The organism is Amphritea atlantica (genome assembly GCF_018860855.1).
Taxonomy (GTDB): Bacteria; Pseudomonadota; Gammaproteobacteria; order Pseudomonadales; family Balneatricaceae; genus Amphritea; species Amphritea atlantica_A.
Genome location: NZ_JAHKQE010000044.1, coordinates 21,406 through 37,032 on the forward strand (window position 1 = coordinate 21,406; position 15,627 = coordinate 37,032).

Annotated in this window: 13 protein-coding genes; 8 read left to right on the forward strand and 5 right to left on the reverse strand. The window is 48.6% G+C overall.

The features are described 5' to 3' along the window. Window positions 1–22: 22 nt before the first annotated feature. Window positions 23–544: a disulfide bond formation protein B gene (locus tag KO512_RS18020; RefSeq protein WP_215953714.1), complete on the forward strand. Its 522-nt coding sequence runs from the start codon at window positions 23–25 to the stop codon at window positions 542–544. After that, window positions 544–1,629: a lipid A deacylase LpxR family protein gene (locus KO512_RS18025; protein ID WP_215953715.1), complete on the forward strand. Its 1,086-nt coding sequence runs from the start codon at window positions 544–546 to the stop codon at window positions 1,627–1,629. Before KO512_RS18020 ends, KO512_RS18025 begins: the two co-directional genes overlap by 1 nt. 98 nt (window positions 1,630–1,727) lie before the next feature. On the opposite strand, the gene KO512_RS18030 is transcribed toward KO512_RS18025, so the two are convergent. From KO512_RS18030 to sbcD, 3 genes are all read right to left on the reverse strand, one after another. Next, the gene (locus KO512_RS18030; protein ID WP_215953716.1) at window positions 1,728–3,755 is read right to left on the reverse strand and encodes a TonB-dependent copper receptor; all 2,028 of its coding nucleotides are present in this window, start codon (window positions 3,753–3,755) and stop codon (window positions 1,728–1,730) included. A 236-nt stretch (window positions 3,756–3,991) separates the two neighbouring features. Next, window positions 3,992–7,675: an SbcC/MukB-like Walker B domain-containing protein gene (locus KO512_RS18035; protein ID WP_215953717.1), complete on the reverse strand. Its 3,684-nt coding sequence runs from the start codon at window positions 7,673–7,675 to the stop codon at window positions 3,992–3,994. Beyond that, the gene (sbcD, locus tag KO512_RS18040) at window positions 7,672–8,982 is read right to left on the reverse strand and encodes an exonuclease subunit SbcD (RefSeq protein WP_215953718.1); all 1,311 of its coding nucleotides are present in this window, start codon (window positions 8,980–8,982) and stop codon (window positions 7,672–7,674) included. The genes KO512_RS18035 and sbcD overlap by 4 nt, the downstream gene beginning before the upstream one ends. A gap of 218 nt (window positions 8,983–9,200) precedes the next feature. Between sbcD and KO512_RS18045 the strand changes: the two genes are divergently transcribed. Then, on the forward strand, window positions 9,201–9,821 hold the full coding sequence (locus KO512_RS18045; RefSeq protein WP_215953719.1) for a trimeric intracellular cation channel family protein: 621 nt from the start codon (window positions 9,201–9,203) through the stop codon (window positions 9,819–9,821). A gap of 135 nt (window positions 9,822–9,956) precedes the next feature. After that, on the forward strand, window positions 9,957–10,457 hold the full coding sequence (locus KO512_RS18050; protein ID WP_215953720.1) for a GNAT family N-acetyltransferase: 501 nt from the start codon (window positions 9,957–9,959) through the stop codon (window positions 10,455–10,457). A 78-nt stretch (window positions 10,458–10,535) separates the two neighbouring features. On the opposite strand, the gene KO512_RS18055 is transcribed toward KO512_RS18050, so the two are convergent. Beyond that, window positions 10,536–11,750 carry a peptidoglycan DD-metalloendopeptidase family protein gene (locus KO512_RS18055; RefSeq protein ID WP_215953721.1) on the reverse strand — a complete coding sequence of 405 codons (1,215 nt, stop codon included), beginning with the start codon at window positions 11,748–11,750 and terminating at the stop codon, window positions 10,536–10,538. Between the two features lie 317 nt (window positions 11,751–12,067). On the opposite strand from KO512_RS18055, the gene hisA reads away from it, so the two are divergent. From hisA to KO512_RS18070, 3 genes are all read left to right on the forward strand, one after another. Continuing rightward, entirely contained in the window at window positions 12,068–12,823 is a 756-nt protein-coding gene (hisA, locus tag KO512_RS18060; protein ID WP_215953722.1) for a phosphoribosylformimino-5-aminoimidazole carboxamide ribotide isomerase, read from the forward strand. Beyond that, the gene (locus KO512_RS18065) at window positions 12,804–13,415 is read left to right on the forward strand and encodes a GDSL-type esterase/lipase family protein (RefSeq protein ID WP_215953723.1); all 612 of its coding nucleotides are present in this window, start codon (window positions 12,804–12,806) and stop codon (window positions 13,413–13,415) included. Before hisA ends, KO512_RS18065 begins: the two co-directional genes overlap by 20 nt. An 89-nt stretch (window positions 13,416–13,504) precedes the next feature. Beyond that, window positions 13,505–13,933 carry a hypothetical protein gene (locus KO512_RS18070; protein WP_215953724.1) on the forward strand — a complete coding sequence of 143 codons (429 nt, stop codon included), beginning with the start codon at window positions 13,505–13,507 and terminating at the stop codon, window positions 13,931–13,933. 146 nt (window positions 13,934–14,079) lie between these two features. On the opposite strand, the gene KO512_RS18075 is transcribed toward KO512_RS18070, so the two are convergent. Then, a complete protein-coding gene (locus KO512_RS18075; protein WP_215953725.1) occupies window positions 14,080–14,619 on the reverse strand; it encodes a cytochrome b in 540 nt (179 codons plus the stop codon). 221 nt (window positions 14,620–14,840) lie between these two features. Here KO512_RS18075 and KO512_RS18080 point away from each other — a divergent pair, with 221 nt between their 5' ends. Then, entirely contained in the window at window positions 14,841–15,626 is a 786-nt protein-coding gene (locus KO512_RS18080; RefSeq protein ID WP_215953726.1) for a DUF4197 domain-containing protein, read from the forward strand. The last annotated feature ends 1 nt before the right edge of the window (window position 15,627 follow it).

A 15,627-nucleotide genomic window follows, 5' to 3' on the forward strand; every position in this document is an offset into this window, starting at 1 on the left:
ACAATAAGAGCAGGATATTCATGTGAGCAACTTTGGCGTATCAGGTAAACCCTCATATCGTTCAAACAACGCATTAGGCTTTTTTATCTGTGTCGCCAGCCTTGCGGTCGCACAAGCCTATATCGATCCACTGATAGCACAGAGCGACTGCGCGCTGTGCTCTGTCATCCGTATCATTCTGCTGCTGATGTCTGGCTTATTTTTAATTAGCTTTCTCATTAATCGCAGCGTTTATTTTCAACGATTTGTCGCCGTTATCCACCTGTTATTAATTACCGGTGGCGTCATCACGACCCTACGTAGTCTATTTGTTGATCCCGACAACCTATCGTCGAGTTGTGAGCTCAGCACCTCATCGCTGTTAGAGCAAGGCAGCTTTAATTCATTCTTAACCACGCTAAACAATGCCGCCACCTGCCCCTATCCCGACTGGCAAGTTTATCAACTAAGCGTGGCCCACCTATCACTGATTCTCATGCTCGTTTTACTTGTCATCGTATGGAAAATTGTGATCAAAAAACCACAGAGAAACCTATTCTTCTGATGAAAAAACCAGCCATCCTACTTTCCACAGGGCTTTTGCTGTCGACGCCTCTACAAGCCCTTGAGCTACCTCAGGGCGACAAAAGAAATCCGGGCACATCGACCTTCTATCTAGAAAACGATCTCTTCGCCGAAACCGATCAACAATACACCAACGGTATTCGCTTTTCGTGGACATCACCGGACCTAACCAGTTATCTCAATGATGAAAGCCTACCGACGTGGTCCAGACGCTATAACCGCTTTATCACATCACCCCTAGGACTATTTGACGACACACCGCCAAAACAAAGTGAGATAGTACGTAATCTAGTGATCACACTGGGGCAGCAAATGTTTACCCCTCAAGATAACACGCGCACCACCGTTGATCCCGATGATCGGCCTTATGCCGGCTGGCTCTATCTTGGTATGGGCTACCACCTGAGATATAAACAACGCATGGATTCCGCCATTCTTAATATCGGCGTCATCGGACCGGCATCAATGGCCAAAGAAGCTCAAGATCTGATCCATGATATACGGGGTATCGATAAGTTTGAGGGTTGGGATAATCAACTCAATAATGAATTGGGACTGCAACTGGTTTATGAGCGTAAATACCGCACCCCCTCTCGACCGCTTAAAAGCGGCCTCGAATACGACATTATCTGGCATGGCGGCGCTAGCTTAGGTAATGTTGCGACCTATCTAAACACCGGCGCAGAGCTTCGCCTTGGCTGGTTCCTACCGGATGATTTTGGCACTTCAGCCCTACGCCCCGGCGGTGATAATAGTGCACCCGGCAGCCAAGACCCACGCACTCAAAGCGCGACGGGGTATAGCAGTGCGCAAAACTTCGGCCTGCACGGTTTTATCGCCCTCGATGCACGCTGGGTACTCAGAGACATCTTTCTCGACGGTAACACCTTCAGTAACAGCCACTCGGTGGATAAGAAAAATCTGGTCGGTGACTTCAGCATCGGCGCCAGCATGCTAGTTGAGGATTGGAAGTTCTCTTACGCACGGGTATTCCGAAGTAAAGAGTTTGATACACAGGACGGCACCCATAGTTTCGGCTCGTTCTCCGCATCCTATAGTTTCTAAGCCTTCTCTAAAGGCAAATCAGAGCATGCTCTGTCTGCCTATTTCAGACCAAAGCCGGACCTCTCAATCCGGCAAAATAAGAGCCTTAACCCGATAAATCAGAATGACTGGCTCACCCGAATCCAAGCACTACGGCCAGGTTCAGCCACTTGGAATGGATCAGGATTGACTGAATCATCACGGCTTTCGTGTACGGTATAGGCTTTATCCATCAGGTTATCCACACCGGCTAACAGACTCAAACCATTGTTAAACTCATATTGAGCGTGCACATTAACCACGCCATAACCCGGTGATTGACGTACATCCTGACCACCGCAGTTAGAACTGCCTGACAGGCAGATATCATTCTGACTAGCCACCAGTTGCCACTCGACGCCCATCTGTAACCGGTCTTGCTGATAATCCAGCGAAGTGTTCAGCTCTAATGGGGCGATACGGGATAGGCTGGTATCATCATCCAAATTATTACCCACGGTCCATGCCAGTGCGCTGCTCAACTGCCAGTTGGCATTTAACGGATAACTCACATCCACCTCAGCGCCATACAGCTCGGCATCGACATTACGATAGATATCACGGCTTTTCGAGCCTGCCGCAACCGTCTGACGCAGAATATAATCGCTTACTCGGTTATACCAACCGGTCGCCGACCAGTTCAGGGAATCAAGATCCCCCTGCAAACTCACCTCTAACTGATGATGCTTTTCCGGTTCCAACAAGGGGTTACCGATCCAGTCGCTCGTCATCGTCATCCGCGCCATATACCGTTCAGTGGCATCGGCCGTCCGCACACTACGGGATAGGGTTGTTTCAACACTATATTGATCATTTAAACGGTGGGTCCAGCCAACAAAACCACCGACGTTATCTTCACTGCGCTGTTCTCCCGCATCGGTAGGTGCACCCGTCATCGACCAAATGGCCGCAGGCGTCATACCACCTACAATCTCATTCGCGCGGGTCGCTTCAGCGGTAACGTGATCATAACGTGCACCGGCACGTACAACATCATCGCTGTTTAATACCTTTTCTCCTTCAACAAACAACCCTGTTTGATCAATTTCAACACCTGGCCAAAGCAGACGACTGGCCACACCGGTACTGTCCTGAAGTTCTGCATCACGATCATTGTTCTGCACATCTACACCAAAGGTCCAGGCGATATCCGCGGCATGGGCATCAAAAATCAGCCGACCACCTTCGGTGTCTGAGGTCGAAGGAGCCTGCATTTTCATCATGCCTGCAGGGCGAAGACTGTAATTATCCATATTGTGTTTAACGTCTGATTTATACAGTTGCAACTGCACTTGCTGTAACGCACCGCGCTCAAATTCATGAGTCAATTTCAAGCGCGTAGTATCGGCATCCGCATAGGGTGAATCCATTCCCGCACCGGCAAATAGCACATCATCCTCTTCTTGCTTTTCATAGCTAGCTTCGATGGTTGTCAGATCGGTTAGGCGATAACCCACTAGAATAGATTTAGACAAACTTTCAAATGATGAACGCACCTCGTTACCATCGCCATCATCATAATTATCAGCTTCGGTTTTATGGCCGATGATGCGAATATAGCCCTCATCAGAACCGGCCGCGACATCCGCCCCCAGCTCATAGCGGTTACCGTTACCCTGATAGCCTGCGCTTAATTCTCCGGTGTAGTTTTTTTCATCAAATTGCGGCCATTGACGTTCAAATAGAACGGTACCACCGGGCCCTCCACCGCCGTAAACGACGGTTCGATTACCCTTAATGACGGTCACGCTATCGTAGCTATCGACTGAGGTGTAAGACGTCGGTGGATCCATGCGGTTAGGGCAGCCACCGTGTATATAGGCGCCATCGAGTAAGATATTCAGTTGCGTTTGACTCTGACCGCGAATCACCGGATCAATTGCACGTCCACCCATGCGGATACCCGACACGCCACTCAGACTCTGTAGCAGCTCACCGCCATCCGTTGTCGGTGAGGCCTGAACAGTGGCCGTCTCACTGTGCACGGTATTTTCAACCTGAGGCAAACCTGACGTTATTTCGATCACCAGCGTTTTATCATCATGGCCAGCGAATGCCTGAGCCGAAATAGTCGCAGCAATAGCCAGCGATAGCGTTGTTTTGATCATACAGCGTTCCTTAGCAGCAGAGAGTTGTAAAAACTGCGGCTATTGTAAAGAGACGGCCCGCTGCTGGGGTGTGACAGGATGCCGCAGAAACCGTGACATAATGACGCACCTATTTAAGGGAACTTCTTAATAGAGCTTATTAATAGAGCCTCGTTGATGGCTCAGAGCGTTCAGTCGCGATCAAGCAGGCGATTGTACGATAACGCTTCTCGCTTGACCGCCGCGACCGGATTCTATTAGTTCATCACGCGATACCGGCTCTCCAGTTCACTGACCCCCAGCCCGCTCTTTTTAATCACTCTCAGCTGCGCGGGGATACGCTCTTTCATCGCTTCAATATGGCTGATCACACCAATCATCTTGCCTGAAGCATTCAGGTTATCCAGCGCATCGAGGGCAATATCCAAGGTTTCGCTATCCAATGTACCGAACCCCTCATCCAAAAATAACGAATCGATACTGGTTTTATGACTCACTAGGTCGGAAAGCGCTAATGCCAATGCCAAACTCACCAGAAAGCTTTCGCCTCCGGACAACGTTTTAGTATCCCGTTCGGTATCCCCCTGCCAAGTATCCAGCACACTGAGTTCCAGACCGGCATTTTCTTTTCGCTTCAGCAGATAGCGACCATGAAGCCGTTCCAACTGCTGATTGGCCAGATGGACTAGGTTATCGAGGGTTAGCCCCTGCGCAAACTTACGAAACTTATCCCCTTTCAGTGAACCGATCAGCGAGTGTAGATATTGAATATCATCATACTGCTCGGTATACGCTTCAATCTTATCAAACAGGGCCCGCTGACTTTCACGACGCATCCCATCGGAGGTCAACTCGTTATTGATCTCGCCCCCTCTTTTAACCAGCTGCTCAACCCTTGTATTCAGTTCACTGATCTGAGCTTCGATAGCCGTTTGTGGCACTTGCTGATACGCCCCAGAAAGAGGGTTTGCCAGCACCTCTGTCAGTGACTGCTCGGCACTTTCGAGCAATGCTTTGGCACGCTCCAATTCGCTGTCTAGCTTTTGCTTCTTATCAAGAAGAGTCTTACGTTCGGACTCGGGTAACAAGGCTTGCTGGAATGCCGTTTCGGTAGCAAATGGGCTTTCAGCCAACACTGCTAGCCAATCAGTCTTCAGCTCTTCCTGCCTATCTTGCAACTCCTTCAATCCTTGCTGCTGGCTTCCTAACTCGGCCAGCAGCTTAGTATGAACGCTGGACAATTTCTGACTACGATCCTGCGCTGCGTTACAATCTGCCTCTACCGATTGAAGATGCTGTAAACTCCTTTGACGCTCTTCACTAACCTGTCGGCCAGCAAAAATACCTCGCCGTTGCTCTTGCAGTGAGAGCAATGACTGGCTGAGCTGTTGCTGTTCATTCTGTTGTTTAATCAGTTGCGATGCCAACTCGTTCAGTTGCTGTTGGCAATGCGCCTGTTCGATCTCGAGGCGATTCAGGTCACTACTAAGTTGCTCTTTTTGACGACTGTAGCTATCCCACTGTTTCGCATCCGACTGTTTAGCCTCCAGCCAGACGTGCAATGTGTCTGGCTCAGGTGATGGATAGCCCTGCTCGGTAAGTTGCGCGGCGAACGCACTTCGTAGCTCGCTAATCCGCTCTAAAAGCTTGTTTTTTTCCTCTTGCACGGCAATCAGACGGGTAGAGCTATTAATCAATGCCTGTTCGTTCAACGTTAGTTTGTTTTTCAGCTGTTCCGCATCACGTTCTACAGAATCCCAGCGCTGTTTCGCCTCATCGCTGTGTTGATGCAACGTTTTAAGTTGCTGAATCGCCGCTAAACACTGTTGCCGTTTGCCTTCTTCAGCGACTTCATACTGCTGTAAACCTTGCTGATCCCCAATCGGGAACGGAAGTTTAAGATCGTTCGATTGCCACTGCTGTTCGAGATGAGACTGTTCATTGCGGATCGCACTGAAGCGCTGCACTAATTCCTGCAGGTGACGTCCAAGCGACTCCAGCGTATTTGCAGCGTTCCGCCCCTGCTCGGTTATCGTGGTCAACGTCTGTTCAGCTAAATCTCTCTCTTTAATGGCCTGAGATGGATCCGAGAAGTTATTTCCCTGTCCGTGATCGAGCTTGGGATGCTCATGGGCACCACACAGAGGACACTCATCCCCGGCTTGTAGAGCAGCACGGAACTGGGCGAGTTGTTCATCCTGACTGACGAGTTGACTCAACACCTTCACTAGCTGCTTCTGTTGTTCATACTGTTCTCGCAGTTGCTCACGCGTCTCTGTTAACGCTGTCTGCTGTGTTTGCTTATCCTTGTGCTCTGCTTGTTTCGTAAGCCGTTCAGTTTCGAGATCTCGCCAGCGGCGACTAAGTGACTGCAACGCCAGTAACCGAGTGTAATCGGCATTATGTTGTTCCCGCTGCTGCTCTAGTGTGTCTAAATCGCCCCGTTCACTGGCTTTCAAATAGTCGCTATTGGCCTGCTGCCAGAGCTGTTCGAGTTTGCCGGCCTCTGTCACCACAGCTTGATACTGTTGCTTTTGCGCTGCATGTGAAAGCTGTTGTTGGTTCAGTTGTTGCTGCAGCTGAATCTCTGTTTCACACTGGGCCTTTAATAAGCGTTCATCGGTGAGAATCTGCTGGGCCTGATACTGCCACTGCCCTAAATACTGTTTTAACGATCCATCCGCCTGATGCTGCTGTAGGTATTGTTCAATGCCACTCAGCGTCTCAGCCTGAGTTGTTATCTGTGCATTGAGTGTCGTTAATTGCTGCTGGCTGCTATCCCTCTTCGCAACAAGCTCGGTAAGCTGCTGGTCTTTATCCTTGAGTTTGGCCTGTTCAGCACTGATCTGTTGATCCAGCGGCACAACCTGTTCATTGATGAGACGTTCTTGCTGTTCGTGGCGCTCTTTAGCCTCATTTAACAAAGCCTGTTGTTGGCTTAAAGCGGCCACGGCGGCGTCCTTTTGCGCTTTGGCTTGCGGCTCTAAGGCCTGTTTTTCGCTATAGCGTGCCTGAGCGGTTGTATATTGCGATAGCGCTTCCTGCCATAGAGTAAAGGGCGTTCTAAGCTGCTCCGCCGGTTTACTCTGCTCTAACCGCTCGAGGTCGGGTTGCGCTTGACGCAGTTGTTGTTTGACCGCCTGCAGCCGTTCGGTGTTAACAATGATCGCCTGTTGTCCGCGATCATGCTGTCGCCACCACTGTAGATGGGCGTCGACCGCGACAACTTTAGCTTTATGCGCTGACTGTTGCTGCTGTAACTGGGTTAATTCCTCCTGAAGCCGCTGCTTATCTTCGTCGGAGAGTAGCTGCACCCCTTTCGCTTGAGAATTAAGCTCTGCCAACGTTTGCTTTGCCTCACTAAAATGCAGATGCACCCGCTCAGATATTTGACCGTAAATTTCGGTGCCGGTTAACTCTTCTAACAACTCAGCACGTTCGGCTTCTCGGGCATTCAAAAAGGCGGCAAACTCTCCCTGAGACAGCAGCATTGATTTGGTAAAGCGAGAGAAATCTAGGCCGGTGATCCGTTCGATCTCATCACTTTTTTGTCGAATCTGCGTGGCTAATACATTACCAGTCACGACTTCTGCCAACTCAACATCCGCCTGCTGCAAATTACCATCAGCTTTACCGCGAGAACGACGCATACTCCAATGAGCGCGATACGCCTTACCTTTCACTTCAAATTGAACTTCCGCCGAACAATCAGCGGTGCCTCGGGTCATAATTTCATTCGTTGATGATGAGACCTGACCTAACCTCGGCGTCTGATGATAAAGCGCCAAGCAGATCGCATCGAGCAGTGTCGTTTTACCCGCTCCGGTAGGGCCGGTAATAGCAAATAAACCATTGTCGATAAAAGGCGATTGAGTGAAGTCGATCTTCCACTCACCCTTCAGAGAGTTCAGGTTTTTAAACTGGAGGCTTAAGATCTTCATGCGTTTTGCTCTCCATCCTGAACTTCCGCCAAGATTTGCCGAAACTGTATTTTTATTCTCTCCAATCGCTGCTGCTCCACCTCTCCTTCAAAGCTCTCTAACTCCAATCGTTTGGCAAAGACATCTTGGGGTGTTAGCTCGGCTAAGGTTTCCCGAGCGGTCTGTGTTAACCCCTGTTTAGCCGTATGACGTGAACGTCGCAGCTGCAATACCTCAACGGGAAGCCCTTCGGTCAGGCTTTGAATCCGTTGCGGTAGATCGGTTAGATAATCTTCGACCTCAACCTCAATACAGAGCCATACCGATGACGCCCCTTCACCAGCACCACTGTTCGCCAAAGTATTCAACTGTGTTTCGATCGAACTAAGATTCCCTTTGATTATCGCCATCGGCTGAAACATCGGCACATCAAGCGGTGTAATCGCGACTCTTTCAGCGCCATTAAACGTCACCATTATCACTTGTTTGGTCGTTTTTAACTCATCAAAGCTCAATGGGATGGGCGAGCCGCTGTAACGAATATGCTCTGATTTAGCGACAATTTGCGGTCTATGAATATGGCCTAAGGCGATATAATCAGCCGGTGGAAATCCATCCGCAGCAAAACCATCTAACGTACCGATATAGATATCCCGCACCGAGTCGGACTGACTCACCCCCAACGCCGTCAGATGTCCCGTAGCGATAATAGGCACATCGAGCTGCTTCGCCTGTCGGTCAGCCAACGCGGCTTGATAGAGCTGATGGTAATGCTCTTTAATCGCCTCACCCAGTGCTTGGCGTTTTTCCAAGCCCGATTCACCCGCCCGACTCTGAACTACATCGCGGGGGCGAATAAAAGGGATCGCACATAAAATAGCGCCTATCTTCCCCCCACGATCCTGCAGTTCAATAATCTGAGGATGCATCTCATCCGGCGCGGCGCTATCGGCGGCGTTATTTAGCGCCCCATTTAGTTCAGCGTTTAACGGACTATTCGGCACCACCTGAGCAACAACATGGGTATTAAGACAGGCCACCAGTTGCTTCGATTCATTCAGGGTAGAAACCGAATCATGATTACCACCCAACACCACCAGCGTACAATTTAGCTGACTTATGTCTACGATAAACCGGTTATACATCTCTCGGGCATAGCTGGGCGGCGTGCCTGTATCAAAAATATCTCCAGCCACAATCACCGCATCGATATCATGGGCGGCCACCTGCGCCAATAACCAGTTAAGAAACGACTGATGCTCAGCTTTACGACTTTTAGTAAAAAAACTCTGACCTAGATGCCAGTCAGAAGTATGAAGAATTTTCATTACGGTCGCCCATCACTATCAAAAAGATCCATAGATTATCACAACGGCCTCGCGCGCAAGATCGATTTTTAGTTAACCTAAGAAACTTTGTGTAAAATCAAATCCTCGTGGATATTTCTGTTTCAGAGGCAGCGCTTATGCCTTAAGATTGCAACATTATTCATGCAAATTCACAGGCCTATTGTCCCAGCCCAACAACCGACCTCAGGAATTTCTCCATGGCATTTGATATTACCGCAGCAGTCAACATCATGGGTCTTTCCGCTGTGGCGGTATTTGCCATTTCCGGTGCGCTTGATGCAGCCCGCCAGAAGATGGATATTCTCGGTTTTCTACTGATCGGTACGGTCACAGGGCTCGGCGGCGGCACTGTGCGCGATCTGTTGCTTGGCAAGTTACCGGTGTTATGGATACGAGAACCTGTTTGGATCATTGTCTGTCTAACCGCCTCGGCCATCACCTACTTTATCGCCCCCAAATTGGCATCGCGAACGCGTGCCCTACTCTGGATGGATGCCGTAGGGATTGCCCTATTCGCAGTGGTCGGCACCGAGATAGGGCTTAAGTTTGGTACCTCTCCTCTCATTGCTGTCTGTATGGGCGTGATGACTGCAAGCTTCGGCGGTATCGCCCGTGACCTACTCTGTGGTAGTAACCTAACACTGATGAATGAAGAGCTCTATATCACCACGATGCTGGCAGGCTCAGTAACCTATCTGACACTCAATTGGCTCCAGCTGCCCAATAACTACGACTTGATCGGTGGTTTTCTAGTCGCCTTTATTTTGCGAGCCTTAGCTATTATGTTTAAGGTCAAACTACCCAATATTTATCGCTAATAGCCCTTCCGATATTCACAAAATCATCTCCACAACATTGGCCAAAAGCCAAACGGACAGGCGAATAATAGAAAATACATTTAACTAAAAAAAACCAGCGATAGTGACATCGGATTAACGATTTAGGAGAACGATATGGATTTCATTCAAACTCAACACCCAGACTTTAAACTCCGGCACGGTACCCCTGATGATGCTGCCTTAGTGGTCGACTATATGAAGAAATTGGGTGCCTATCAAAAAATGCTGGATAAGATCACCGCCACCGAAGCAAGCATTCGCCAGTTGTTAAGTGATGGCAAGGGAGAAGCTATTTTTGGTGAACTGGATGGCGAAACCGTCGGCTTTATCTATTTCTATCAAAACTCTTCTGCGTTTACCGGCCAATCCGGCCTGTATATAGACGGTTTTTTTATTGATCAACAGGTTCAATCAAAAGGACTGGGTCAGATCATGATCACTTACATGGCAAAACTGGCGCTACAGCGTGGCTGCCAACGCTTAGAGTGGGGCTGTCTCGACTGGAATGAACCCGCCATCAATTTCTATCGAAAAATGGGGGCTTACAGCGTTGATGAGATGACTATTTATCGCTTCTTACCCGACCAACTAGAGGAGAACGCAGCCCAGTTTTAAGCGGGCTGCGTGACACATCCTTTAGATCGGCCTAAAACACTAATCTAAACGTAAAACTTAAGCGCCTGATCTTAGCAACTACTGTTTTTCCGCCTGAGCTAACTGCTCGGCCATCTGGTTTTTAATCAACGCCACCTGCTGTTTAAAGGCGCCGCGCTTATTACGGGGAATCGTCTGTACTACCGGAATCGGTGCCGTCATCGCATTCACCGGACGACCATTAACATGCAATTCGTAATGCAGATGCGCACCGGTCGAGCGGCCAGAATTACCCGATGCGGCTATCTTTTGCCCACGGGAGACTTTCTGCCCTTTACGCACATAGGCTTTGCTCAGGTGCAGATAGCGGGTTTTATATTTACGGTTATGCTGAATCTCAATATATAGGCCAGCATAGCGATGCTTAATCACCCGACTGACTACGCCATCACCGGCGGCCAGCACCGGCGTACCAACACCCACAGCAAAGTCGGTGCCGTTATGGGGTCGGATCAACTTGGTGATAGGGTGCCTGCGTTTAGGGTTAAAACCTGACGAAATACGATAGCGTTTTGCCAAAGGAATCCGCTGAAAGGCTTTTTCTAGACTCTCGCCATCCGCATCAAAGTAGTTATCATCAAACAGAAACGCTGATTGTTTACGTATCGCTCCATCGTAAACAAAGCCCTCAATAATACTGCTGCCGGTGTATTCACCGTTAACATACTGACGCGAGACCGCCAACTGGAACTTATCACCCGCCCGCAGGTGGCTTCTGAAGTTCATCCGTTCTTTGAGGAGGTTAGTCACCTGATAGGCTTCAGCAATCCGCGCACCGGCCCGTTTCATCGACCTTGGCAGATCGCCTTCTACCGTACCGCTAATAATCTCCCGACGATAACCACCCTTCTCAATATACTCTTTAAATTCAAAATCGCCTTTTTCTCCGCGATCAAAGACCACTTTATAGGTTAAGCCTGAGCGAAAGATAAACTGTTTCAGTCCATTTTCATCAAAATTGAAGCCTAACTGATGGCCTGGCTGAATAGTATCCAACGCCAGCAAGTTAAGATCGGCTTCCATTAATTTATAAAGGGTTGTTTGGGAAATATGTAAAAGACTAAAAATCGTGCTCAGCATATCCCCTTTTTGCACCACATAACTAATGGCAGGGTTCTCATCTGAGCGAGGGCCTTGATGGGTTTCGGTTTGCTCATCAAAGGTAACCGCTGGCAACTCATCGAGCTCAAGGGGAAGCGTACTTCTGAATTGACCCGGAGGAACAGGCACCGCAGAGCTATTTTCCGATAGCATCACAGACACCAACACAATAAAAAAAACACTTCCCAATACAATACGATGAGGAGTAGGAAGGTGACTCAACAAAATTTTGGCTGAGCTAACAAGCGACTTAAGTCGCGCAATAATATTACCAATTTTCAAACGCTGTCACTCTAACTCAATGCTGCTTAATTATAATCTTCATCCCACGCTGATGGTCAGACCATCAATGCCGGTGATTGTTCCATGAATTATGCCTGAAATATGGCAGAATTTCCCCCGCCCGATAGTGGTATGAACGCTTTCTGCTACAATAGCCCCTTGATATCCAGAGTTTCGGAGAAAGTTCTTTGACCCAGTTTCGCCCCTGTATCGACCTGCACCAAGGTCAGGTAAAACAGATTGTTGGTGGTAGCCTGAATGATCAAGGCGCAAAGACCAATTTTGTCAGTCAACATGATGCAGAATACTACGCAACGCTGTATCACAAACATAACCTGACTGGAGGCCATGTCATCGCGCTAGGGCCAGGGAATAAAGAGCAGGCGCTCAAAGCGTTGGCCGCCTGGCCTAAGGGTTTACAGTTTGGCGGTGGCGTTAATAACAGTAATGCCGCGGAGTTTATTGAGGCCGGTGCATCTCATGTCATCGTCACCTCCTACCTCTTTGATGGTGGGCAGTTCAGTTGGCATAAGCTCGATAAGATCAAAGCGGAAACCGGTGCTGAGCACCTGATTTTAGATCTTAGTTGCCGCCGTACCGATAACGGCTGGCATATCGCTACCGACCGTTGGCAAACAGTGACCGAAACGCCGGTTAATGCTGAAACACTGGCAGAGCTAAGCCAGCACTGTGCTGAGTTTCTCATCCATGCCGCGGATGTCGAAGGTCTGCAAGGCGGCATTGATGAAGAGTTAGTAAAACTACTGGGTGAAGCTTGCCCTATACCAGTGACCTATGCGGGCGGTGCGCGTTCACTTGACGATTTAAAACTGGTAGACCGATTATCCGCAGGACATGTCGACCTAACCATCGGCAGTGCACTGGACATTTTTGGAGGCACAGGCGTCACACTGGAGCAATGCATTGCTTGGAACAACCGTTAAAGCCGCATTCATTATACTGCTGCTGACTATCAGCGGTTGTAGTGATCAAACCGAGCTGAAATATATCCCACCGGAGGGCGTGATTCTCGCCTTTGGCGATAGTCTGACACAGGGGGTTGGCAGTTCCACTGGCGGTGACTATCCAGCCCAACTCCAACAGCTCATCGGTCGCACCGTCATTAATGCTGGGATCTCGGGTGAACTCAGTGCCGAAGGCTTACAGCGTCTGCCCGCACTGCTGCAACAACACCAACCCAACCTTTTAATACTCTTAGAAGGCGGTAACGATATCCTCCGTAATCTGGATCAGGCCAAACTGAAACGCAATTTGGCACAGATGATCTCCTTGGCACAACAGCAGCATATCGAGGTTGTTCTCGTCGCCGTACCGGAGAAAAAACTCTTTTCCGATAGTGCACCGTTATATAGAGAATTAGCTGAAGAATACGCCTTGGTCTGGGAATCTGAGATCATTGCCAACCTGCTACGCAGCCCACAATATAAATCTGACGCGGTGCATTTCAATAATCAAGGTTATCAGGCACTATCTCAGCGCCTAGCCTCGCTGCTAAAAGAGCATAACGCTTTATAATTTATGGAATTTTTCTGTAATTATAGGGTCTGACTCTGAAGTTCACGTCTATTCAAACCACTATTTAAAACCGGACTGTTGTAAAATCTATGTTGCTACGAACATCGTCAATTATGCTGTGCGCTATACTGACCGGCCAGTGCTATTCAGCCACACAAACGAGTCAAGAAAACCTGCAGGTAACTCACGCAACCCTCGCTGACTTTCGTCAGCTATCTATCCGAGTGCTCGCCGCGTATAAATCGCCTCCCCGCTATATCGGCTCAACCGCTAAATGGCATCTGTTTTTAAAAAAAGAAACTCGCCAGGCTGTTGATAAACAGTTCAGCAGCATCTTTGGCTATAAAATTCCGCGCAATAACAACGATATTGAGAATGGCTGGGACCTATCACTTCCGATCCGCATTAATCCGGATCGGTGTCCCAATGTAAGCCACTATAGCGATGACAAACGTCGTTTTAGTCTGCCATCAAATGACGAGGTTGCAAACCGCTGCATTAGCCCTGATTTAAATTAACAGCCGAACCCAGTTAGCCTTTAAGCCACATAAGTGATGAATCAACACTCAACCATATAATAAAAAAGCCGCGTCTCGCGGCTTTTGATCCCCTTCAAATCCAGCATTGTTAACTCAACTAAGAATTAACAACCCCGCTGAATCATTTAAGACACCTTACGTCCTAGCATCCGTTGCATCGTGCTATCTTTAGTGAATAACCAAAGCTTAACCGCCGCAGCGACATGTAACAGAATAGCCGCGATCATTATTTTACCTCCCAGCCCATGCAAGAGATGCCCGAGGTCACCCATCCATTCAATCTCACCCTGAGCCGGAATCACTTCCAAACCAAATACCGCCACTGAATGGCCGCCACCAACCGACATAAAAATACCTGAGATAGGCATAAGTACCGTGCCTGCCAACAGAATAAGATGCACTAGCGTTGCTGCTTTTTCCTGCCAGTCGGCCACTGGCGTTAAACGTTGAGGAAAACCGTTGCGGATACGCCAGTAGATTCGATACAGCGCCACCACTAGAATTAAAACACCAATCGATTTATGAATACCGATCAATGCGCCCTTATCTGGGCTGCCCGGCAGGTCTTCTAGGTAAAGCCCGAAACCAAGACTACCGATGATCGCCAATGCAATAATCCAATGTAGAAACACCGTTGTTTTGGTGAGCTGAGCACGACTGTCCATGATGAAGTACACCCTCAAACTAATAATGCGGATACTTTAAAACTTATCAGTAGAAAAAATAAGACAGGCTAGCGTTAAGAAAGGTAAAGTTTTGATCTGTAGACTTATAACCGTTAATTTTCACCTTCATCAGCATCCTCTGCCATAATTGTTAAGGTTATTTTAAGTATTAGTGATTAAACTGAAACAAATTATTAGTCATCCCGTACGGAGTACACATTATGCGTAAAGCAACTCTCGGCAAAGTCGGCATTACACTGCTTTCTTGCAGCATCACAGCCACCGCCTTTGGCGGCTTTGGAGATTTACTCAAAAAAGTAGAAGAAAGTGGCAAGCAGCTCATCGAACAACAAGATACGTCCTCTTCGTCCTCCTCAACCAGTATGGCTGACAGCAACCTCGACTATGACACCATCATTGCGGGCCTAAAAGAAGCACTCGAAGTCGGTAGCCGGCAGGCCATTGAATCAGTGAGCCAAGAAGATGGCTACTTTAGCAATGATCTGATAAAAATCCCGTTACCCGACCAGTTAGAACAGGCAAGCAGCCTGTTGAAAAAATTCGGCCTCGGCTCACAGGTGGAAGCATTTGAACTCAGCATGAACCGCGCGGCAGAACAAGCGGCACCCGAAGCAACCGAAATATTGGTCGGTGCGATTAAAGAGATGAGTATTGAGGATGCCCGTACCATTTTGAACGGCTCGGATGACGCTGCAACCGAGTACTTCCGCGAGAAAACCTCAAGTAGTCTAGAAGCACTCTTTCGCCCATCAGTCAAAAGCTCTATGGATCAAGTAGGCGTTACCAAGTCCTATAGCGACTTAACTAAGCAAGCAGCACAGGTACCGATGGTTGGCGATTTTGCTGAAGACTATAATCTTGAAGACTATGTGACTGAAGGCGCATTAGATGGCTTGTTCACTATGTTAGCAGCAGAAGAGAAAAAGATTCGCGAAAACCCTGCCGCACGTACCACTGATCTACTGAAACAAGTATTCGACTTTTAAG